Origin of the sequence: Lysobacter ciconiae, assembly GCF_015209725.1 — a bacterium.
Lineage (GTDB): Bacteria > Pseudomonadota > Gammaproteobacteria > Xanthomonadales > Xanthomonadaceae > Novilysobacter > Novilysobacter ciconiae.
The window spans coordinates 2,320,048-2,341,208 of the sequence record NZ_CP063656.1 but is presented as its reverse complement, the minus strand read 5'-3'; the positions used below and the strand labels follow the sequence as shown (position 1 = coordinate 2,341,208).

At 69.3% G+C, this 21,161-nt stretch carries 21 protein-coding genes, 1 other RNA gene and 1 pseudogene; 15 read left to right on the top strand and 8 right to left on the bottom strand.

What is annotated here, in order from left to right; all coding sequences use genetic code 11:
• Window positions 1-59: 59 nt before the first annotated feature.
• From INQ41_RS10560 to INQ41_RS10550, 3 genes are read right to left on the bottom strand one after another with little or no spacing between them, the layout of a single operon-like run.
• Entirely contained in the window at window positions 60-491 is a 432-nt protein-coding gene (locus INQ41_RS10560) for a DUF3106 domain-containing protein (RefSeq protein WP_193984300.1), read from the bottom strand.
• Window positions 488-937 carry a hypothetical protein gene (locus INQ41_RS10555; RefSeq protein WP_193984298.1) on the bottom strand — a complete coding sequence of 150 codons (450 nt, stop codon included), beginning with the start codon at window positions 935-937 and terminating at the stop codon, window positions 488-490. The genes INQ41_RS10560 and INQ41_RS10555 overlap by 4 nt, the downstream gene beginning before the upstream one ends.
• Complete coding sequence (locus tag INQ41_RS10550) at window positions 934-1,551, bottom strand: RNA polymerase sigma factor (RefSeq protein WP_193984296.1); 618 nt, start codon at window positions 1,549-1,551, stop codon at window positions 934-936. Before INQ41_RS10550 ends, INQ41_RS10555 begins: the two co-directional genes overlap by 4 nt.
• Before the next feature lie 206 nt (window positions 1,552-1,757).
• On the opposite strand from INQ41_RS10550, the gene INQ41_RS10545 reads away from it, so the two are divergent.
• Window positions 1,758-2,087, top strand: coding sequence for an NAD(P) transhydrogenase subunit alpha (locus INQ41_RS10545; RefSeq protein ID WP_193987337.1), 330 nt, complete (start codon window positions 1,758-1,760; stop codon window positions 2,085-2,087).
• On the top strand, window positions 2,084-3,508 hold the full coding sequence (locus INQ41_RS10540) for an NAD(P)(+) transhydrogenase (Re/Si-specific) subunit beta (RefSeq protein WP_193984294.1): 1,425 nt from the start codon (window positions 2,084-2,086) through the stop codon (window positions 3,506-3,508). The genes INQ41_RS10545 and INQ41_RS10540 overlap by 4 nt, the downstream gene beginning before the upstream one ends.
• A gap of 71 nt (window positions 3,509-3,579) precedes the next feature.
• On the opposite strand, the gene INQ41_RS10535 is transcribed toward INQ41_RS10540, so the two are convergent.
• Complete coding sequence (locus INQ41_RS10535) at window positions 3,580-4,014, bottom strand: hypothetical protein (protein ID WP_193984292.1); 435 nt, start codon at window positions 4,012-4,014, stop codon at window positions 3,580-3,582.
• Window positions 4,015-4,111: 97 nt separating this feature from the next.
• On the opposite strand from INQ41_RS10535, the gene sufT reads away from it, so the two are divergent.
• Both sufT and INQ41_RS10525 read left to right on the top strand, forming a co-directional pair.
• On the top strand, window positions 4,112-4,669 hold the full coding sequence (sufT, locus tag INQ41_RS10530; RefSeq protein WP_193984290.1) for a putative Fe-S cluster assembly protein SufT: 558 nt from the start codon (window positions 4,112-4,114) through the stop codon (window positions 4,667-4,669).
• A 73-nt stretch (window positions 4,670-4,742) separates the two neighbouring features.
• Window positions 4,743-5,315 carry a hypothetical protein gene (locus INQ41_RS10525; protein WP_193984288.1) on the top strand — a complete coding sequence of 191 codons (573 nt, stop codon included), beginning with the start codon at window positions 4,743-4,745 and terminating at the stop codon, window positions 5,313-5,315.
• Here INQ41_RS10525 and INQ41_RS10520 read toward each other — a convergent pair.
• The 4 genes and pseudogenes from INQ41_RS10520 to INQ41_RS10505 form a co-directional block, all read right to left on the bottom strand.
• Window positions 5,299-5,943 carry a uracil-DNA glycosylase family protein gene (locus tag INQ41_RS10520; RefSeq protein WP_228076575.1) on the bottom strand — a complete coding sequence of 215 codons (645 nt, stop codon included), beginning with the start codon at window positions 5,941-5,943 and terminating at the stop codon, window positions 5,299-5,301. The genes INQ41_RS10525 and INQ41_RS10520 overlap by 17 nt on opposite strands.
• A complete protein-coding gene (locus INQ41_RS10515) occupies window positions 5,940-7,319 on the bottom strand; it encodes an FAD-binding oxidoreductase (protein ID WP_193984287.1) in 1,380 nt (459 codons plus the stop codon). The genes INQ41_RS10520 and INQ41_RS10515 overlap by 4 nt, the downstream gene beginning before the upstream one ends.
• Before the next feature lie 19 nt (window positions 7,320-7,338).
• The gene (locus tag INQ41_RS10510) at window positions 7,339-7,716 is read right to left on the bottom strand and encodes a YraN family protein (RefSeq protein WP_193984285.1); all 378 of its coding nucleotides are present in this window, start codon (window positions 7,714-7,716) and stop codon (window positions 7,339-7,341) included.
• Window positions 7,703-8,623: pseudogene (locus INQ41_RS10505) on the bottom strand (penicillin-binding protein activator); the annotation flags it as partial. The gene INQ41_RS10510 and the pseudogene INQ41_RS10505, both read right to left, overlap by 14 nt.
• A 559-nt stretch (window positions 8,624-9,182) precedes the next feature.
• On the opposite strand from INQ41_RS10505, the gene rsmI reads away from it, so the two are divergent.
• The 11 genes from rsmI to murG all read left to right on the top strand — a co-directional run bounded on the left by rsmI (window position 9,183) and on the right by murG (window position 21,160).
• Entirely contained in the window at window positions 9,183-10,010 is an 828-nt protein-coding gene (gene rsmI / locus INQ41_RS10500; RefSeq protein WP_193984281.1) for a 16S rRNA (cytidine(1402)-2'-O)-methyltransferase, read from the top strand.
• A 236-nt stretch (window positions 10,011-10,246) separates the two neighbouring features.
• Window positions 10,247-10,625: RNase P RNA component class A (rnpB, locus tag INQ41_RS10495), an RNA gene on the top strand.
• A gap of 401 nt (window positions 10,626-11,026) precedes the next feature.
• On the top strand, window positions 11,027-11,473 hold the full coding sequence (mraZ, locus tag INQ41_RS10490) for a division/cell wall cluster transcriptional repressor MraZ (protein ID WP_193984280.1): 447 nt from the start codon (window positions 11,027-11,029) through the stop codon (window positions 11,471-11,473).
• Window positions 11,470-12,444 (top strand): 16S rRNA (cytosine(1402)-N(4))-methyltransferase RsmH, encoded by a 975-nt coding sequence (rsmH, locus tag INQ41_RS10485; RefSeq protein WP_193984278.1) that lies wholly within the window; start codon window positions 11,470-11,472, stop codon window positions 12,442-12,444. Before mraZ ends, rsmH begins: the two co-directional genes overlap by 4 nt.
• A complete protein-coding gene (gene ftsL, locus INQ41_RS10480; RefSeq protein WP_193987335.1) occupies window positions 12,444-12,707 on the top strand; it encodes a cell division protein FtsL in 264 nt (87 codons plus the stop codon). The genes rsmH and ftsL overlap by 1 nt, the downstream gene beginning before the upstream one ends.
• A gap of 131 nt (window positions 12,708-12,838) precedes the next feature.
• The gene (locus tag INQ41_RS10475) at window positions 12,839-14,644 is read left to right on the top strand and encodes a peptidoglycan D,D-transpeptidase FtsI family protein (RefSeq protein WP_228076806.1); all 1,806 of its coding nucleotides are present in this window, start codon (window positions 12,839-12,841) and stop codon (window positions 14,642-14,644) included.
• Window positions 14,641-16,161 (top strand): UDP-N-acetylmuramoyl-L-alanyl-D-glutamate--2,6-diaminopimelate ligase, encoded by a 1,521-nt coding sequence (locus INQ41_RS10470; protein WP_228076574.1) that lies wholly within the window; start codon window positions 14,641-14,643, stop codon window positions 16,159-16,161. Before INQ41_RS10475 ends, INQ41_RS10470 begins: the two co-directional genes overlap by 4 nt.
• Entirely contained in the window at window positions 16,158-17,603 is a 1,446-nt protein-coding gene (locus INQ41_RS10465) for a UDP-N-acetylmuramoyl-tripeptide--D-alanyl-D-alanine ligase (RefSeq protein ID WP_193984274.1), read from the top strand. The genes INQ41_RS10470 and INQ41_RS10465 overlap by 4 nt, the downstream gene beginning before the upstream one ends.
• Window positions 17,593-18,675, top strand: a complete 1,083-nt coding sequence (gene mraY, locus INQ41_RS10460) for a phospho-N-acetylmuramoyl-pentapeptide-transferase (RefSeq protein ID WP_193984272.1) — start codon at window positions 17,593-17,595, stop codon at window positions 18,673-18,675. The genes INQ41_RS10465 and mraY overlap by 11 nt, the downstream gene beginning before the upstream one ends.
• Window positions 18,675-20,030: a putative lipid II flippase FtsW gene (gene ftsW / locus INQ41_RS10455; protein WP_193984270.1), complete on the top strand. Its 1,356-nt coding sequence runs from the start codon at window positions 18,675-18,677 to the stop codon at window positions 20,028-20,030. Before mraY ends, ftsW begins: the two co-directional genes overlap by 1 nt.
• Window positions 20,027-21,160, top strand: coding sequence for an undecaprenyldiphospho-muramoylpentapeptide beta-N-acetylglucosaminyltransferase (gene murG / locus INQ41_RS10450; protein ID WP_343224921.1), 1,134 nt, complete (start codon window positions 20,027-20,029; stop codon window positions 21,158-21,160). Before ftsW ends, murG begins: the two co-directional genes overlap by 4 nt.
• Window position 21,161 lies beyond the last annotated feature (1 nt).

Below are 21,161 nucleotides of genomic sequence, written 5' to 3'. Positions count from 1 at the left end.
ACCGTCTCCGGCAACGTGGCGCGAGCCGGGCTCAGCCGATGCCGGCCCGGGTCGTCAGGTCAGCGCGGGCGATCCCCACTTTCCGGCGCCGGGTTGGCCTCCACCCAGGCCTTGCGTTGCTCCGGCGTCATGTTGCGCCACTGCTCGCGCAGCGCCTTGCGCGCATCCGGGTCCATTCCCCGCATCTTGCTGTAAAGCGCACGCGCCTCCAGCCGCTGGGCGGGTGACATGTGGTGCCAGCGGTCCATGCCGTGGCGCGCCTTGCCGCGCTGTTCCGGTGTCATCTCGCTCCAGCGTTGCGCGCGCTGCAGCATCCGTTCCCGGCCGTCGGGCTGGCTGTTCCAGCGCTCGCGGATCGGCGCGATCAGCGTGGCGCGCGTTTCCGCGCTGAGCTGGTCCCATTCGGGCATGGTCGGCTCGGAGGCCATCGCCGGCATGCACACCACGGCGGCCAGGGCCGTCAGGCAGGTCAAGCGGATCGAACGGTTCATGGGAAACGCTCCGTAGGTGGCGACAGGGCGCCGTCGTTGGCGGCGAGCCAGAGATAGAAGTCCGGGTTTTCGTCGAGCGCGGCGAGCAGGCCGCTGACCTCGCTGTCGATGGCGTCCACCGTATCGGTGGACTGGCGTGTCGACGTGGCCGCCGTGGAGGCCATCGGGACGCTGCCGCCCGGCGCCGGAGCCGGCACGCGCTGCAGCTGGATCCCCGCGCCCAGCGCGAGTGCCAGCACGGCGGCGCTGCCTGCCCATGTCCACAGGCGACTGTGCTTCCGGGAAGCGCCCAGCGTTGCGGCGTGGCGGGCCTGCTGAAGCCGGCGGCGGACCTGCGGCGAGACGTGCGCGAGCGCGTCGGCGTGAAGCGCGCGCGCCTGTGCGTCGAACACGTCTTCCGGACTGCTGCCCGGGTCCGGGACCGGGGGGAATGCGTAGCGGTTCATTTCCAGTCCTCCAGCTGCAATTGCAGCGCCGTGCGTGCACGGGATAGATGGGTTTTCACCGAGCCCTCGCTGCAGCCCATCGCCTTGGCGGTGGTCGCCACGTCAAGCTCTTCGAGGATGCGCAGGCTGAACGCCTCGCGCTGGCGGCGCGGCAATTGCTGCAGCGCCTCGACCAGGCGCGCGTAGCCTTCGCGGCCGTCGTGATTGCGGGCCGGGTCGGGACCGTGGTCGGGCCAGTCCGGCGTGCTGCCGTCGTCGCGCTCGATCGCCGGCGCCATCCAGCGCAGGCGGAATGTCCGCCGACGCTGGATGTCGATGATCCGGCTACGCAGGATGCTCCAGAACAGCGGCGTCCACTCCGCCGGCGGTCGGTCCTGGTAGTTCATCATCTTCATCATCGCGTCCTGCACCGCGTCGAGCGCATCCTCGCGCTGGCGCAGGCCGATCTCCGCGAAGCGGAAGGCGCGCGTTCCCAGACGTGCGAGGAACTCGTCCAGCGTCCTGGGCTCGCGCAGGGCCGGCTCCCCGGCAACGGCAAGGGCGTCCGTCGGGTCGGGCTCAACGGCGGTCTGCAGCAGGGGTTCGATGGCGTCATGGGTCACGAAATCAAGCATATACGGCCGGCATCCGGTCGCTCGCGACAATCGCGTCGCGGGGCGGGTCGCAGCGGTTGCTGCAGACAGGGAAACGCGCGAGGCCGGTGCGGGTTGACAGGCCGCGCGGAATTGCCAGCAAACGCCAGCGGCTCTGCCGGCGCCCGTGAATGCGTGGTTATGATGGGGAACTACCGCGCGGGGAAGGAACGATGGGCGAAGGGCTGATGGTGCAGGCGTTTGCGATGCTCTACATCTTCATGCTGGCGGCGATCGCCGGGCATGTGATTATTTCGCGGGTGCCGGTGATTTTGCACACGCCGCTGATGTCGGGTTCCAACTTCATCCACGGCATCGTGTTGATCGGCGCGATGGTGGTGCTCGGCCACGCCGATACCACGCTGGAGAAAGTGATCGGATTTGTCGCCGTGTTGATGGGCGCGGGCAATGCCGCCGGTGGCTACGTGGTCACGGAGCGCATGCTGGACATGTTCAAGCCCAGCGTGAAGCGTGCACCGGCCGGCGAAGCGTCGAAAGCACCGGACACCCGCGCGTGAGCGCGGCCGAACTGCAGTCGCTGGTCGCCGCGAGCAGCTACTTCGTCGCTGCCACGCTGTTCCTGCTTGGCCTGCAACGGATGGCCTCGCCCAAAACCGCACGCAGCGGCATCCGCTGGGCGGGAGCGGGCATGCTGGTGGCGACCGCCGCCACCTTCCTGTTGCCGGACCTGCACAACCTGGGCTTGATCGTCACCGCTCTCGTCATCGGCACGGTGGCGGCCTGGCTATCGGGCAAGAAGGTCGCCATCACCGACATGCCGCAGATGGTCGCGCTCTACAACGGCATGGGCGGTGGTGCCGCCGCGGCGATCGGCGCGGTGGAGCTGTTGCGCGCCGCCTCGATGGTCGGCGTTGCGACCCCCGCCTTGGCTGGCACGTTGCCGGCCTTGTCCACCTTCACCCTGACCCTGGCGGTACTGGGCGCAGCGATCGGTGCGGTGTCGCTGTCGGGCTCGGTGATCGCCTGGGCCAAGCTGGACGGACGCCTGGACCGGCGCGTCGTCTTCCCGGCGCAACAACTCCTCAGCGCGCTGGTTTTCCTGGCGATGCTGCTGGCCGGCGGCTGGGCCGTGGCCACGTTGCAGATGCCGGCGATCGTTGCCTTCTTCGTGCTCGCGCTGCTGCTGGGCGTGCTGATGACCCTGCCGATCGGCGGCGCGGACATGCCGGTGGTGATCTCGCTGTACAACGCGCTGACCGGCCTGGCGGTGGCGTTCGAAGGCTTCGTACTCGGCAACGAGGCGCTCATCATCGCCGGCACCATGGTTGGCGCGGCGGGCATGCTGTTGACCCGGCTGATGGCCAAGGCGATGAACCGGCCGATCAGTGGAGTGTTGTTCTCGCATTTCGGTGCGACCGGCGAGGCGCAGGAAATCAGCGGCTCGCAGAAGCCGATCGAGGCCGGCGACGTTGCCTCCATGATGGCCTTCGCCGAACGCGTGGTGATCGTACCCGGCTATGGCATGGCCGTCGCCCAGGCCCAGCACAAGGTGTGGGAGCTGGCCCAGCGGCTGATCGATCGCGGGGTGAAAGTGAAGTTCGCGATCCATCCGGTGGCCGGACGCATGCCGGGCCACATGAACGTCCTGCTGGCCGAGGCCGGCGTGCCCTACGACCTGATCGTGGACATGGACGACATCAACCCGGAGTTCCCGCAGACCGACGTGGCGCTGGTGATCGGTGCGAACGACGTCGTCAACCCGGTGGCCAAGACCGATCCGGCCAGCCCGATCTACGGGATGCCGATCCTGGACGTGGTCAATGCACGCAACACGGTGGTGATCAAGCGCGGCAAGGGCACCGGTTTTGCGGGCATCGAGAATGCGCTGTTCTACGCCGACAACACCCGCATGCTCTACGGCGACGGGGCGGAGGCGGTGGGCGCACTGGTGTCGGAACTGAAGGCGCTGGACGCCTGAGGCTGGCGGCCGTCCGCGGTGACATCGCGCGACTGGCGCGTGGGAGGCGCGTGGGAGGCGCTAGGCCAGGTTCAGCGACTGGCGACGGCGGCGAGCACGACGGCCGCGGCCATCCAGAGCAGGTCGATCGGGCCGATTGCGATGCCCGCGAGCGTCCAGGCGTGATGGAAGCCCAGCCGGATCGCCGAGCCCCACGGCGTGAGGCCCAGCATCGCACCCAGATGGGCGGCGATGATCCACCAGATGGCGAGGATGGCGATGCACGCGGTGGCAACGGCGGCGAGTAGCGCACGCGCCGGCCCCGGACGCCAGCCGCCCAGCCGCAGCACGATCACAATGTCGATCGCCCCGAGGATGGCCATCCAGCTGCCCAGACGGCCACTGGACAGGGCGACGAGCACCCAGGCGGCGGCAAAGCCAAACACGCCAAGCGCCAGCAGCACACAGGAAAACACACGGGCAGGCGCGCGGCGTGCGCGCCCGGTCGAAGGCAGAGGAGGGGTCATCGAAGCAATCGGCTCAGGCAGCTGCCCAGCATAACGGGTGGGCGTCGGCCGGCATATTGGACTAGAATGGTACGACTTCATCCAGCAGCCAGAACGCATGTATTCCCGTAGCAGCGAACCTGTCCGATTAGAACGTGATTGCCCCGCCATCCTCGTGCCCCAGGGCGACGAGGTCGAACTCCCCGCCGGGTCGGTGGGTTACATCACCCAAGGCCTGGGCGGCAGCTTCACCGTGTTCGTGGACGGCAACCTGTTCCGCATCGCCGGGCAGGATGCCGACGCGATCGGCAAGGAACCCACCCCGCCGCTCGTGCTGCCCGAGGGCGCCAACGACGACGCGGTTGAGGAGCTCGTCTGGCACCAGCTGCGCACGTGTTTCGATCCGGAAATCCCGATCAACGTGGTGGATCTGGGCCTGATCTACGAAGCCAAGGTCTTGCCACATCCCGAGCAACCCGGCCAGCGCCTGGTCGAGGTGCGGATGACGCTGACCGCGCCGGGCTGCGGCATGGGCGAGGTCCTCGTGTCCGACGTCAGCGACAAGCTCAAGCTGATCCCGACCGTGGTGGATACGGATGTCGAACTGGTGTTTGAGCCGCCGTGGACGCAGCACATGATGTCGGAGGCCGCGCGGCTGGAAGTGGGGATGTTCTGAACACGCCCCACCGGCGTTCACTTCCCCTCGGGCATGATCGGTCCCTGACCCGCTGCAAGGACTGGAGGAGCGCATGCATGCCAAGACTGCCCATTTCCCGACCCGGCGAATTGCCGCATCCCTCGCCATCGCTGCGGTGGTCGCGGTGAGCGGCTGCGCGGCCGCCGGCGACAATTCTTCCGGCAAGGCGCCGGCAACTGCGCCGGCCGTGAGTGCAGCACCGTCAGCTAACTCGCCAACAACTGCATCGTCGGCAGGTCCAGCCACGGCGGGTACTGCGGCAGCAGCGCCCGGCGCTTCGGTCGGCGCCGCAACACCAAGCCACTTCGATCAGCTTCCGGCGGACAGCCAGTTCCAGCGTTTCATCGTCAAGTACCGCGACGGAACCGCGCCGGGCCGGGACGCCGACGCGGCCCGCGAACGACTGGACGCGATGCAGGACCGGACCGGCATCGAGATGGAATGGTTGCGGCGCCTTGGTGTGGATGCCGATGTCTTCAAGACCGACCGTCCGCTGGACCGCAAGGCGGCGGCGGAGCTGATGGACCGGTTCTCGGCCGATCCGGATGTGGAATACATCGAGGTCGATGGGATCATGACCCTCCGCACCGGTGTCGACGTGCCGCCGGTCAAGCCGCTGAAGTAGGGCTCCCCAGCACTCGTCGTACCTCGTCGCGAAGCTCCGGCAATACCTCGCCCTCGAACCACGGATTGGCCTTGAACCACGCCACGTTGCGCGGGCTGGGGTGTGGCAGGGGCAGGTAACGCGGCAGGAAATCGCGCCACTGGCGCATCGTCGCGGTGAGGTTTCCCGGCCGACTCGGACCGAGAAAATAGGCCTGCGCGTATTGGCCGATCAGGATGTTGAGGCGGATCTGCGGCAGCAGCGGCAGCAGGCGCGGATGCCAGGTGGCGCGGCATTCCGGCCGCGGCGGTGCATCGCCGGAGCCGGCCTTGCCGGGATAGCAGAAGCCGATCGGCACGATTGCCACCTGCGACGGGTCGTAGAAGGTTTCGCTGTCGATCCCCAGCCAGTCCCGCAGGCGCGCGCCGCTGGCGTCATCCCACGGAACCCCGCTCATATGCACCTTGCGGCCCGGCGCCTGGCCGGCGATCAGCAGGCGGGCGCTGCGCGCGGCCGTCAGTACCGGGCGCGGTCCCAATGGCAGGTGGGCCTCGCAGATCCGGCAGGCGCGGATGTCCACCAGCAGGTCTTCCAGCGCGGCATCGGTCGTGGTCGCGCGCGGTGCCCGCGGGTCGATGGGGTGGGTCACGGCGGTAGCAGCTTGCCGGGATTGAGGATCCCGTCCGGATCGAATGCCGTCTTGATCTGCCGCATCAGCGCCAGGGTGGGCGCGGTGATCGCGGTAGGCATGAAATCGCGCTTGGCCAGCCCGATGCCGTGCTCACCCGACAGGGTGCCGCCGAGCGCGACCGCCAGCGCAAACACGCGCGACATCGTTGCGGCAGCGCGTGTGGCCTGATCGCCGTCGGCCGGGTCGTACATCAGGTTGACGTGCAGGTTGCCGTTGCCGGCGTGGCCGAAGCAGACGATGGGCAGCCCGCATTCGACGGAAAGTTGCTGCACGCCCTGGACCAGTTCCGGGATGCGCGAGACCGGCACCACGACGTCCTCGTTGATCTTGCCCGGCGCCAGCGTACGCAGGGCCGGCGACAGCGCCTTGCGTGCTGCCCAGAGCTGCGCCCGAGCGGTCTCGTCGGCTGCGTCGTCGAGCGCGACAAGCCCATCGCCGGAGGCGGCTCGCCGCAACGAATCGATGTCATCGGCCAGGTGCGCGGGATCGCCGTCCGCCTCGATCATCAGCAGCGCCCCGGCGGATTGGGGAAGGTCCGCGCCGCCGACTTCGCGGGCCAGTCGCACGGCGCTGGCGTCCATGAACTCGAGCATTGAGGGCGTGACCGGCTGCGCCATCAACCGGGCCACGGCCCGGGCGGCGCTGTCGACATCGCGGTAGATCGCCCGCAGCGCACGCCGCGCCACCGGTGTCGGGGTCAAACGCAGCGACGCCTCGACGATCAGGGCCAGGGTGCCTTCGCTGCCGACCAGCAGCCGCTGCAGGTCGTAGCCGGTCGAGCCCTTGGTGGTGCGCGTTCCGCAGTGGATCAACTCGCCCGCGCCGGTGACCGCGGTCAGCGCCAGGACGTTGTCGCGGCTGGCGCCGTACTTCACCGCCCGCGGGCCGCCGGCGTTGCAGGCCAGGTTGCCGCCGATGGTGCTGAACCCGGCACTGGTCGGGTCCGGCGGCCAGAACAGGCCGTGCGCGGCGAGGGCGGTCTGCAGGTCGCCGTTGATCACGCCGGGCTGGACGACCGCGCAGCGGTCACCGGGCGCGATGTCGACGATCCGGTCCATGCGCTCGAACGAGACGACCACGCCGGCTTGGATCGGCACGGCGGCGCCGGTGGTGTTGGTGCCGCGGCCGCGCGCGATCACCGGCACGCGGTGGCTGCGGCACGCGCGCACCAGCGCCTGCACCTGCGCGGTGGTGGTCGGCAATGCGACCGCATCGGGAAGGGCGAGCCGGCGCGAGTTGTCGTAGGCGTACGCGAGCCGCTCGCTGTCATCGGTCCGCCAGGCATCGCCGAGCAGATCCGCCATCTCGCGCTGGAGTGCGGCAGGCAATGGCATCACGTGCTCCGCGCAGGCATCAGCAATCGTCGGCGCGGAACGCGTCGCGCAGCCAGTTCAACCGGGGCGCCGCCGGGTCCCCTTCGGCTTCGACCACGTCGAAGCGGCAGGGCCCGTCGGCATAGCGCGGGTGGCGCTGCAGGAACAGCTGCGCGGCCCGCACCAGTTTGCGTTGCTTGCGGAAATCCACCGAGGCCGCGCCCCCACCGAAGCGGTCGTCGCGGCGGTAGCGCACCTCGATGAACACCAGGGTGTCGCCGTCGAGCATGACCAGGTCCAGCTCGCCCAGCCGGTAGTTGGCATTGGCGGCGACCGGGCGCAGTCCCGCATCGATCAGGTGATCGCGGGCGGCGGCCTCGACCGCCGATCCGAGACCGCGGCGGTCAGTTGCCGGCACTGGCCAGCGGAGACGCGTACCCGCCACGGAAGGTCGACCACGCCGGCGTACGCAGGACCTTGCCGGAAGCATCGATGGCCAGCCCGCCGGTCGCGCCGGCGACATGCGCATCCGGGGATTGGGCCAGCCGCTCCAGGTAGGCGGTCAGCAGCCAGGCGTCGTGGCCAAAGGCGAACAGGCGTGCGGCCGCGCCGCGTGCGGTGGGCAGGGTGGGGCCCACGCTTGCGGCGGCCGGCAGGCCGGGCACGTTGCGCCCACTGGTCCAGCTTTCCGCCGGAAAGGCGATGCCGTCCAGCACGCGGTCCTCTTCGGAGTCACCGGTACCGGACAGCAATTGCGAGGTCGCCACCAGCGGTTTGCCGGACAGTCCGGCCATCACCAGGCGCGGCATCAGCTCGCGCGCGGCGGGCCCGCGCATGGCCAGGTAGATCGCATCCACGCCGCCTTCCTTCTGCGCAAACGGCGTCAGGTCCGCGATGCCGGCGCCGACCACGTCGGTGACCACGCCGCCCAGTTCGGCCAGACGCGCGCGCAGCGCGTCGGTGGAGCGACGGGCGTTCTCGTCACCGGCGTTGATGACCATCACCCGGCGCGCGCCGCGCTCGGCAAGCAGGTCCGCAGCCGCCACGCCTTCCTCTTCCGGCGACAGCGCGAAGCTGACATTGCCCGCCGGCGGGGCGGCGTTGCCCTGGTTCAGCGCGAGCATCGGGACCGGCAGCGTGCCGCGCCGGAACAGCGCATCCACGCCTTCGCGCGAGAGCGGGCCGACGATGAAATCGTTGCCGGCGCTGGCAGCCTGGTCGTACGCGCTCAGCGCACCGCCGGCAGTGCCGTGGGTGTCATAGAACGCGATCTCCGGGCGGCGCCGCGACTCGGCGTAATAAGCGGTGAGGAAGCCGTCGCGGACCGCGGCGGCGGGTGCTGCCAGGTCACCGCTCAGCGGCAGCAGCACGCCCAGCTTGAGCGGCGGACGGTAGCCGTCGCGGTCCGCCGGTGGGCGTGCGCCGGCGTCAAAGCCCCAGGCGGCGCGGTCCATTGGCCGCGGCAACGGCAGGCCCCGCGCCAACAGCGCCCGCGCCATGTGGTTGTAGAGCGGATCGCCGGCCGGCAGCGCCGCCGCCTGAGCGGCCAGCGTCGCGTCGTCCAACTGGCCGAGAAGGGCCGCCACCTGCTGGGCATCGGCGCCGCTCGCGAGCAATGCAGCGGCTTGACTTACCACCGGATCCACGCGCGACACCGATGGGCCGCGGACCGGTTCCATCGTGGTGCAGCCGCCGACCAGCAGGACCGCGGTGGCAAGGGCAAGGAGCCAGGCGTGCAGCGGACGTCGAGTAGGAGCATTCATCGGCAAGCGCTCGCCGCGGGGCGGCGTTTACTGTGGAGTTGGGCCGATTCTACCTGTCGCCGCGGCCGGGAATGTCTCCGTCAACGCGACATCGGCGCCGCGCATCCCTACCATCGGTGCGATGGACAAGCCCGGCACCCTGCACATCGTCGCCACCCCCATCGGCAACCTGGGCGACATTTCCGCCCGCGCGCTGGAGGTACTGGGCAGTGTCGATGCGATCTGCGCCGAGGACACCCGCCACACCCGCCAGCTGCTGTCCCACTTCGCCATGGAGCGGCCACTGCTGGCCCTGCACCAGCACAACGAGGAGGCCCAGGCCGACCAGCTTGTCGCCCGCCTGCAGGCCGGTGAATCGCTGGCACTCGTGTCGGACGCCGGAACGCCACTGGTCAGCGACCCGGGATTCCGGCTGGTGCGCGCTGCCCGCGCCGCCGGCATCCGCGTCTCGCCCGTCCCCGGCGCGTGTGCTGCGATCGCTGCGCTCAGCGTGGCCGGCATCGCCTCGGACCGCTTCGCCTTCGAAGGCTTCCTGCCCGCCAAGGCCGGTGCGCGCCGCGAACGCCTGGCCCGCCTCGCCGCCGAGCCCCGTACCCTGGTGTTCTACGAGTCAGCCCACCGCATCGAAGAGTCGCTTGGCGACATGGCCGCGGCATTCGGCCCCGATCGCCGTGCCGTGCTGGCGCGCGAACTGACCAAGCTGTTCGAGACCGTCCTCGATGGCGGCCTGGCTGAACTGCTCGCCCGTGTGCAGGCCGACCCCAACCAGCGCAAGGGCGAGTTTGTTCTGGTGGTCGAAGGGGTCGTCGATGAGGCCGAGTCGCAGCTGATCGAAGGTCGCCGTCTGTACGGCAAGCTTTCTGCGCACCTGCCGCCATCCGCCGCTGCCAAGCTCGCCGCCGAACTCAGCGGCGCTCCCCGCAAGGCGCTTTACGGCGGCGATAGCTGACAGACGCGCGCTGCCGATCACAGCGTCGCCCGCAATCAGCTGGCTTTGGCCCGTCTTTCGGCCACCGAAATGTCGCAGGGCGCCTGCCGGGTGTCCCGCTCACCAAGCGAATATCGTGGAGCGACTGAGCGGGACACCCGGCAGGCGCTATCCCCGCGAATCCTCGCTGAACCCAAACGTCTTTCGAGCGCAACAAAGCACCGATGCACCCGCGCAACCGGTAAACTGCCCGTGGCGGAGTCGGCCAGACAGTCGCGTCATCGCAGCGGAGCAATCCGTTGCGGTGCCGAGGAAAGTCCGGGCTCCACAGGGCACGGTGCCAGGTAACGCCTGGGCGGCGCAAGCCGACGGAAAGTGCAACAGAGAGCAGACCGCCGAACGGTCGGGTGTTCGCAGGAATGCGCGATGCGTGGCAAGGGTGAAACGGTGCGGTAAGAGCGCACCGCGAGTCTGGCAACAGACCGGCATGGCAAACCCCACCGGGAGCAAGACCAAATAGGGACTCATGGCGCGGCCCGCGTCGGGTCCGGGTAGGTTGCTTGAGCGTATCGGTGACGATGCGCCTAGAGGAATGACTGTCCACGACAGAACCCGGCTTATCGGCCGGCTCCGCCACCTTCTTCTTTGCTGCTGCCCCTTGGCGGGAACGTGCCGGCCAAGTCGTGTGCACGGCCGTGGCGCTGTTCATTTAGCGCGGATCCTGCATTGCAGCATTAAGGCTTTGTGAAGGCGGAGTTTGAACTCCGTTCGCTTGTCCAGAGTGCTGCGTCTCAAAATATGAGACGAAACAACGCTTAGTGGCCAAGTCTTGAATTGAACTCTCAAGTGTTCTGCAAGCCATTGATCCCGTTGGTGAATTTGCCCCTGAAAGTCGTTGACATCACCAGGGACGCTCCCTAAGGTGGTGATCAGTGGGAAAGCCGGGTTTTTTGTGGTTTTCCTTGGCTGCAGCCGGGGAGACCCGGTTGCCCGACCGGTAAACCGTCCTCCGAGGCGGACCAAAACCAGGGTGCGCAATGTTCCAGGGCGAGACCGCCATCACGATCGACGAGAAGGGCCGGATGGCGGTGCCCACCGCCTTCCGCGACGACGTCGCGCGTGACTGTGGCAACCGCCTGGTGATCACCTACAACCCGTTCGAGGTTGGCTCCCTGTACCTGTATCCGGTCGAGGCGTGGGAGCGCGTGCGCGACCAGGTCAACAAGCTGCCCAAGGCCAAGCGCGTGAACCGGGCCATGCAGCTCAAGCTGGTGGGCGCCGCGGCGTTCGTCGAGCTGGACGGCAACGGCCGCCTGACGATTCCCGCCAGCCACCGCGCTGCGGTGGGGATCGAGCGCAAGGCCGTGCTGCTGGGCATGGGCGAGAAATTCGAACTCTGGAGCGAGCAGGCTCACCACGCACAGATCCGTCAGACGGTGTCCGACGATGATCTGAGCGAGGACCTTCTCGACCTGCAGCTATGACGGCCGGTGGCGTGGAGCGAGCAGCGCCCTCCGGCCACCTCCCCGTGATGTACCGGCAGTCCCTGGACGGTTTGCAGGTCAACGGGAAGGGCACGTATCTGGACGGCACCTTCGGTCGCGGCGGGCATGCGCGCGGCGTGCTCGACCTGCTCGGGCCCGACGGCCGCCTGCTGCTGATGGACAAGGATCCCGACGCGATCGCGGTGGCCGAGCGCGACTTTGGCGGCGACCCGCGGGTGTCGATCTTCCGCGGCAGCTTCGCGGCGATGGGCAGCTGGGACGCGGCCAACGCCGGTCTGGATGGCGTGTTCCTTGACCTTGGCGTGTCCTCGCCGCAGCTGGATGTCGCCGAGCGCGGTTTCAGTTTCGGCAAGGACGGTCCGCTGGACATGCGCATGGACCCCGACAGCGGGCAGAGCGCCGCGCAGTGGCTGGCCAGCGCCGATGACCAGGAAATCGCCGATGTGCTGTGGACCTACGGCGAGGAGCGCCAGTCCCGGCGCATCGCCCGCGCCATCGTCGCCCGTCGCGCCGAGGAGCCGCTGGTCCGCACCGCGCAACTGGCCGAGCTGATCGCCGCGGCGATGCCGCGCGGCAAGCCCGGCTCCGACAAGAGCCGGATCCACCCGGCCACCCGCAGTTTCCAAGCCATCCGCATCTTCATCAACCGCGAGCTGGCCGACCTGGAGGCGGGTCTGGATGCCGCGCTGGACTGCCTGAAGGTCGGCGGCCGGCTGGTGGTGATCAGCTTCCATTCGCTGGAAGACCGCATCGTCAAGCAGTTCATCAACCGCCATGCCAAGGCGCCGCCGTCCAACCGCCGGCTGCCGGTGGAGATCGCCTTCACTCCGCGGCTGGCCACCATCGGCGGCGCGCAGAAGGCCGATTACGCCGAGACGTCGGTGAACCCGCGCTCGCGCTCGGCGGTGCTGCGGGTCGCCGAGAAGCTCGCCGCGCCGGAGGCCGCATGATCCTGCGCCTGCTGCTGACGGTGCTGGTGGTGGCCAACCTGGTCACCGCGCTGGGTGTGGTGCATGCGCGCCATCGCCACCGCGTGCTGTTTGTCGAGCTCAACCAACTGGACAAGGCGCGCGATGAGCTGGACATCGATTTTGGCCGGCTGCAGCTGGAGCAGGCCACCTGGTCGGAGAGCAACCGCATCGACCAGGTCGCGCGCGATCGCCTCGGGATGAAGTTTCCCGAAAGCGAGGAAACCGTGGTGATCCGGCCATGAGCCTGCGTTCGAGCAAGCGCCCGCGCGACGGCGATGCCGGCGGCACTGCGTGGAGCCGTCTGCGCGAGCGTTTTGGCCTCGGTGCCAGGACCCGCCTGCGCGGTCGCAGCAATTACAACATCCGCCATCGCATGGCCCTGGTCGGCGGCGCGCTGGCGCTCTGCTCGGTGGCGCTGGTCGCGCGTGCGCTGCACGTGCAGGTGCTCAACAACGACTTCTACGTGCGCCAGGGCGATGCGCGCTCGCTGCGCGAACTGCCGATCCCGACCTCGCGCGGCATGATCACCGACCGCAACGGCGAGCCGCTGGCGGTCTCCACCCCGGTGGATTCGCTGTGGGCCAATCCGCCGCAACTGCTGCAGCATCCGGACCGCATCCCCCAGCTGGCGCAGGCGCTGGGCGTGCCGGCCGATGAGCTCGCCCGCAAGCTCAGCCAGCGCGCCGACAAGGAGTTCATGTACCTGGCGCGACGGATGAACCCCGAGCGCGCCAAGCAGGTCCTCGATCTGGGCGTGCCTGGCGTGTTCAACCAGCGCGAGTTCCGCCGGTTCTACCCGCAGGGCGAGGCGATTGCCCACGTGCTGGGCTTCACCAACATCGACGACCGCGGCCAGGAAGGCCTGGAGCTGGCCTTCGACAGCTGGCTCAGCGGCGTGCCGGGCGCGAAGCGGGTGATCCGCGACGGCCAGGGCCGGATCATCGAGAACGTCGACCTGATCCGCCCCGCCGAGCCCGGCCACGACCTCACCCTGACCATCGACCGCCGCGTGCAGTACCTGGCGTTCCGCGAGCTGCGCCACGCGCTGCACGAGGCCAAGGCCTCGGCCGGCTCGGCGGTGGTGCTGGACGTGGACACCGGCGAGGTGCTGGCGATGGCCAACCTGCCCAGCTACAACCCCAACCAGCTCGATGGCGGCGGTGGCGACACCCGCCGCAACCGCGCCGTCACCGACGTGGTGGAACCCGGTTCGACCATGAAGCCGATCACCGTCGGCGCCGCGCTGACCGCCGGTACGGTCAGCCTGGACACCGTGGTCAACACCAACCCCGGCACCATGCGCAACGGCCGCTACACCATCAGCGACTTCCGCAACTACGGCGCGCTGACCGTCACCGGCGTGCTGACCAAGAGCTCCAACGTCGGCGCGGCCAAGCTGGCACTGGCGCTGCCGGATGCCGGTTTCTACGAGTTCATCCACGGCTTCGGCTACGGCAACAAGCCCGGCAGCGGGTTCCCGGGTGAAGCCTCCGGGCTGCTGGCCGCGCCGGGCCAGTGGAGCGGCACGACCAAGGCCACCATGTCGTACGGCTATGGCCTGTCGGCCACCCCGCTGCAGATCGCCGTCGCCTACGCGGCGATTGCCAACGGCGGCCGGGTGATCGCGCCGACCTTCGTCAAGGGCCAGCGCAACGAATCCACCCAGGCGATGAGCCCGGAAGTCGCGCGTCAGGTGCTGACGGCGATGCAGACGGTCACCGAGACGGGCGGCACCGCCACCCTTGCGGCGATCCTGGGTTACCACGTCGCCGGCAAGACCGGGACCTCGCGCAAGTTCAGTGGCACCGGTGGCTATTCGCGCCAATACATCGCCCTGTTCGCCGGGGTGGTGCCGGTGGAGAACCCGCGGTTCGCGATGGTCGTGGTGATCGACGATCCCGACGCCAGCAAGGGCCACGGCTACGGCGGCGGTGCGGTCGCCGCGCCGGTCTTCAAGAGCGTCATGGAAGGCACGCTGCGCCTGATGGACGTGCAGCCTGACGATATCGAGACCTGGTTGGCGGCCCAGGCGGACGCGCGCGACAAGCGGCTCCGCGCCAATGGCGGCAAGCCGCTGGCGGGCGTGCCGGTGCTGCCGCAGGCTGCGCAGGAGCCCGAGCCGCCGGTTTACGAGCCCGCCGACCTGCCGGCGCCGGTCAGCATCGGAGTCGCGCCATGAGCGGCATGCCGAAGCTGCGCGTTCCGCAGGCGAATCTGCGCCGGATGCCACTGGCTGAACTGCTGCCGGACGTGGCCGGGATTCCGGCCGGGCTGGAGATTTCCGGGCTGGTCCAGGACAGCCGCGAGATCCGCGCCGGCGACGCCTTCGTGGCGATCGGCGGATTCGGCACCCACGGCCTGAAATTCGTTGAGCAGGCGCGCGCTGCGAACGCGGCGGTCATCCTGTACGAACCACCCGCCAGCGCCGACACGCCGGCGCCGGCGGATGCGATCGCGGTGCCCGGCTTGCGCTCGCGCATGGGCGCGATGGCCGACCGCTTCCACGACCGGCCCAGCGCCGCGATGCGGATGGTCGGTGTTACCGGCACCAACGGCAAAACCTCCACGGTCCAGTTGCTGGCCCAGGCCTGGCAGTTGCTGGGTGTGCGCGCCGCCAGCATTGGCACCTTGGGCGTGGGCTTCGACGGTGCGCTGGTGCCGACCGGGTTCACCACGCCGCTGGTGCTCAACGTGCACGAGCTGCTGGCCGGCCTGCGCGACGGCGGCGCCGAAGCGGTCGCAATGGAGGTCAGCTCGCACGCCCTGGACCAGGGCCGTGTCGATGGCGTCCATTTCGATGTGGGCGTGTTCACCAACCTCAGCCGCGACCACCTCGACTACCACGGCGACATGGACACCTACGCGGCGGCCAAGGCGCGCCTGCTGGCCTGGCCGGGACTGCAGGCGGCGGTGGTCAATCTGGACGATGCGCACGGACGGGCGATGCACGCGGCGCTTCCCGCCAGCGTCAACGCGATCGGCGTGAGTTCGCGCGGCAATGCGTCGGCGGCGATCCAGGCCGATGACGTACAGCTCGACAGCACCGGCGCCACGTTCCAGCTCGTGTTCCACGCGCAGCACGGAGCGCAGCGCTACCCGGTGCGCTCGGCGCTGCTGGGTCGCTTCAACGTCGACAACCTGCTGGCCGTCGCCGGCGCGCTCCTCGGGCTGGGGGTCGCGCCGCAGGACATCGCCGCCACGCTCAGCCAACTGCGCCCGATCCACGGCCGCATGAACCGGCTGGGCGGCACGCATGGCAAGCCGCTGGTGGTGGTCGACTTCGCCCATACGCCCGATGCGCTGGAGCAGGCGCTCGCGTCCCTGCGCGACCACGCCACCGGCCGTCTGTGGTGCGTGTTTGGTTGCGGCGGCGAGCGCGACCGCGGCAAGCGCCCGCAGATGGCGGCGATCGCCGAGGCCGGCGCCGACGCAGTCGTGGTCACCGATGACAACCCCCGCCACGAGGACGGCGACGCGATCGTGGCCGACATCCTCGCCGGGTTTACCGAGCCTGCGGACGTGGTCGTGCTGCGCGACCGGGCCGCCGCGATTGCCCATGCGGTGGGCCGGGCCGGCGCGGACGACATCGTGCTGATCGCCGGCAAGGGCCACGAGCCCGACCAGGACATCGCCGGCCTCAAACACCCCTTTGATGACACGCAGGTCGCCCGCGCGGCACTGGAGCGCCGGGCATGAAGCCGCTGCAACTATCCGAAATTGCCCGCATGGTCGGCGGCCGCCTGCACGGCGACGACGTCGTGGTGGATGCGATCGCCACCGACACCCGCAAATTGCCGGCCAGTGGAAGCGCGCTGTTCGTCGCGCTGAAGGGCGAGAACTTCGACGGCCACGAGCACGTCGAAGCGGCGGTGCAAGGCGGGGTCGCGGCGCTGCTGGTGTCGCGCCTGCTCGAGGTGTCCGTGCCGCAGGTGCTGGTCGCCGATACGGAGCGCGCGCTGGGCGACTTCGCCGCGGCGGTGCAGCGCCAGCGCAGCGGCCACGTGGTCGCGATCACCGGCAGCAACGGCAAGACCAGCGTCAAGTCGATGCTGCTGGCGATCCTGGAGCGCGTCGCTCCCGCCTACGCCAACCCGGGCAACTTCAACAACGAGATCGGCCTGCCGCTGTCGGTATTGGCCGCGCCCGAAGACGCGCGTTTCTCGGTCTACGAGATGGGCGCGGGCAAGCCGGGCGACATCGCATATCTGGCGGCAATCGCTCGGCCCGACGTGGTTCTGGTGAACAACATCGCGCCGGCCCACCTGGAGCGGATGGGCAGCCTGCTCGGCGTGGCCGATACCAAGGCGGCGATCTATGACGCGCTGCCGCCGCAGGGCGTGGCGGTGATCAACGCCGATGACGCGTTCGCGCCCTATTTTGCCGAGCGCGCGCACGGCCGCCGGCTGGTCCGGTTCGGCCTGGATGCCAGCGCCGATGTGACCGCGCGCGACGTCGTTGCCGGCGTGGACGGATCGCGTTTCACCCTGGTCACGCCGGATGGAACCGTTCCGGTGACGCTTGCCCTGCGCGGGCGTCACAACGTGCGCAATGCGCTGGCTGCCGCGTCGCTGGCCGTCGGACTGGGCGTGTCGCTGGAGGCGATTGCGCAAGGCCTGCAAGCGGCAGTGCCGGTCGATGGCCGCATGGTCGCCCGGTCGTTGGGCAACGGCGCCACCTTGATCGACGACAGCTACAACGCCAATCCCGGCTCGCTGGCAGCCGCGATCGACACGCTGGCGGCGATGCCCGGCGCGGGCTGGCTGGTCATGGGCGATATGCGCGAGCTGGGTGCCGATGCCGAGGCCATGCATGCCCAGGCCGGACGCCAGGCACGGGCCGCGGGCCTGCAGCGGCTGTTTGCGCTGGGCAGCCTGAGCGCCGCCGCGGCTGCGGAATTCGGCGACGGCGCCAGCGTGCATGCCGACCACGCCGCATTGGCCGACGCGCTGGCGACCGCGCTGGCGCAGGACGCGCTGGTGCAGGCCGCGCTGGTGCAGGACGCGCTGATACAGGACCAGGGCACGCCGGTGAACGTGCTGGTGAAGGGTTCCCGCGGCAGCGCGATGGACAGGGTCGTGACGGCATTGCTGTCGATGCAACGCCCCACGGGGCCGGAGGACGATACCGATGCTGCTTGAACTGGCGCGTTGGCTCGAGCAACTGGACAGCCTGTTCGGTTTGTTCAACTACCTGACATTCCGCGGCATCCTGAGTGCCTTGACCGCGCTCGCGCTGTCGTTGTGGTGGGGGCCGGCGGCGATCCGCAAACTGGCCCAGTACAAGGGCGGCCAGCCGATCCGCAGCGACGGCCCGGAAAGCCACTTCTCCAAGGCCGGCACCCCGACCATGGGCGGCGGGCTGATCCTGCTGACCGTGCTGGCCTCGGTGCTGCTGTGGGGCGACCTGCGCAACAAGTATGTCTGGGTGGTGCTGGCGGTGATGGTCGCCTTCGGCGCCATCGGCTGGTACGACGACTGGATCAAGATCGTCCACCGCGATCCCAACGGTCTCAAGTCGCGCTGGAAATACCTGCTGCAGTCGATCTTCGGGCTCGCGGCGGGTGTGGTCCTCTATATGACCGCGGATGTCCCGGCGGCCACCACGTTCTACATACCGATGTTCAAGTCGCTCGCCTTCCCGATGGGTGCCGGGCTGATCGTCGTCGCCTACTTCTGGATCGTCGGTTTCTCCAACGCGGTCAACCTGACCGACGGGCTGGACGGCCTGGCGATCATGCCGACCGTGCTGGTCGCCTGCGCGCTGGGCGTGTTCGCCTATGCCTCCGGCAACGCGGTGTTTTCCGAATACCTGCAGATCCCGCCGGTGCCGGGGGCGGGCGAGCTGGTGATCATCTGCGCCGCGATTGCCGGCGCCGGACTGGGATTCCTGTGGTTCAACACCTACCCGGCGATGGTATTCATGGGCGACATCGGCGCGCTGGCGCTGGGCGCGGTGCTGGGGGCGATCGCGGTGATCGTCCGCCAGGAGCTGGTGCTGGTGATCATGGGCGGCGTGTTCGTCATCGAGACGCTCTCGGTGATGATCCAGGTCGCGTCCTTCAAGCTGACCGGCAAGCGCGTGTTCCGCATGGCGCCGATCCACCACCACTTCGAGCTCAAGGGCTGGCCCGAGCCGCGCGTGATCGTGCGCTTCTGGATCATCTCGGTCGTGCTGGTCCTGGTCGGCCTGGCCACGTTGAAGGTGCGCTGATGAACGATTCCGCGCGCCAGGCCACCCGCATCGACGACATCCAGGGCCGCCTTGACCCGTGGCTGCTGGCGTTGGTGCTGGCGCTGTCCTCGCTGGGGCTGGTGATGGTGGGTTCCAGTTCGATCTCGCAGCACCCGGATCCCTTCCACTACCTGACCCGGCACCTGGTGTTCCTTGCCGGTGGTCTGGTGCTGGCGGTGTGGGCGACGCGGATCGAGCTGCGCACTGTGGAGCGCTACAACCAGCTGATGCTGCTGGCCTGTTTCGTGCTGCTGCTGTTGGTGTTCGTGCCGGGCCTGGGCGTCAGCGTCAAGGGCGCGCACCGCTGGATCAACGTGGGCGTGTCGAACTTCCAGGTGGTGGAGGCGGTCAAGGTCCTCTTCATCATCTGGCTGGCGAGCTATCTGGTGCGCTTCCGCGACGAGGTCAACGCGACCTGGGGCGCGATGCTCAAGCCGCTGGTGGTTGTCGCCGCGCTGGTCGGACTGCTGTTGCTGCAGCCGGACTTCGGTTCGTCCTCGCTGCTGCTGGCGATCACCGCCGGCCTGCTGGTGCTGGGCGGGGTCAACATGCCGCGGATGTTCCTGCCGGTGCTGATCGGACTGCCGGCACTGGCGTTCATCGCCGTGCTCGAGCCGTACCGGATGCGCCGGCTGACCTCGTTCATGGACCCCTGGGCGGACCCGTTCAATTCCGGCTATCAGCTGACCAACGCGCTGATGGCCGCCGGGCGCGGCGAGTGGCTGGGCGTGGGGCTGGGCAGTTCGATCCAGAAGCTCTCCTACCTGCCCGAGGCGCATACCGACTTCATCCTGGCGGTGATCGCCGAGGAACTGGGTTTTGTCGGCGTCTGCGCGATCATCGCGCTGTACGCGCTCCTGGTGGGGCGCGCGTTCTGGATCGGCCTGCAGTGCGTTGAGATGCGCCGCCATTTCTCGGCCTATCTGGCCTTCGGCATCGCGCTGTGGATCGGCCTGCAGAGCTTCGTCTCGATCGGCGTAAACCTCGGCCTGCTGCCGACCAAGGGCCTGACCCTGCCGCTGATTTCCTCCGGCGGCTCCAGTGTCCTGATGACCTGCGCGGCGATGGGACTGCTGCTGCGGGTGTCCTACGAGCTGGAGCGGGCCAAGCGCCAGATGGCGCGTCTGCGCGGCGACGCGGGGCGCGAGGACGTGCCGGCGGAAGCGGCCGTCAGCGCAGGCAGCAGACCGCATCATGTCGCCGGACCCACATCCGCAAGCGCGCCCAATCCTCCGGCTGCGGCACCGGTATTTGCCCGCAAGCGCGCCGATGCAGGCCGCGGCACGAGCCGGCTGCAGCAGCGCATCGAGCCGACGCTTGGGGGAATGGCATGAACGCCCTTGACCCGCGTCCGGTGATGATCCTCGCCGGCGGCACCGGTGGACACATTTTTCCCGGCCTGGCCGTGGCCCGGCAGCTGGCGGCGCGCGGCGTGCCGGTGACCTGGCTGGGCGCGGAAGGCGGCATGGAAACGCGCCTCGTACCCGCCGAGAACATCCCGATCGACACCATTGCGGTGCGCGGCGTGCGCGGCAAGGGCTTCACCACGTTGCTGGCCGCTCCGGTCAAGCTGCTGTCCGCAGTGCGGCACGCCGTGGCTGTGCTGCGCTCGCGGCGCCCGCGCGCGGTGATCAGCTTCGGTGGCTATGCGGCCGGGCCCGGTGGCCTGGCTGCGCGCTTGGCCCGGATCCCCTTGTTCGTGCACGAGCAGAACCGCGCGGCAGGCATGACCAACCGCGTGCTGGCCCGCCTCGCCCAGCGCGTGTTGACGGGGTTCCCGGACACCTTTGCCAACGAGGAAGTAGTCGGCAACCCGGTGCGCGAGGAGATCCTGCAGGTCGCCGCGCCGGCGCAGCGCTTCGCCGGCCGCCAGGGGCCCTTGCGCCTGCTGGTGCTGGGCGGCAGCCAGGGCGCGCGCGCCTTGAACACCGCCGTGCCGCAGGCGCTGTCATCGCTCCGCGAGCGCATTGGACCGGTCGAGGTGCGTCACCAGTGTGGCCAGGCGCAGGTCGAGGACGCCGAGCGCCGCTACGCCGAAGCCGGTGTGCCCGCCAGCATCGAGCCCTTCATCCCCGACATGGCCGTTGCCTACGCATGGGCCGACCTGGTGGTGTGCCGCGCCGGTGCCCTGACCCTGGCCGAACTGTGCGCGGTCGGCATGGGCAGCGTGCTGGTGCCGTTCCCGCAGGCGGTCGACGACCACCAGACCCGCAACGCGCGCTACCTGGTCGACCGCGGCGCGGCCGTGTTGCTGCCGCAGGCGCCTGCCGACGACCTTGCCGAGCGCATGGTCGCGACCATCGAGACCATCTCCGGGCGCGACGAGCTGCTTCGTCTCGCCACTGCTGCACGTGCGCTGGCGTTGCCGGACGCCGCCAGGCGCGTCGCCGACATCGTTCTGGCCGGATCGGCCGGCCGCGAGCTTCCTTCTTCCCCCCAATCTTCCCAGGAGCCCGCTCCATGAG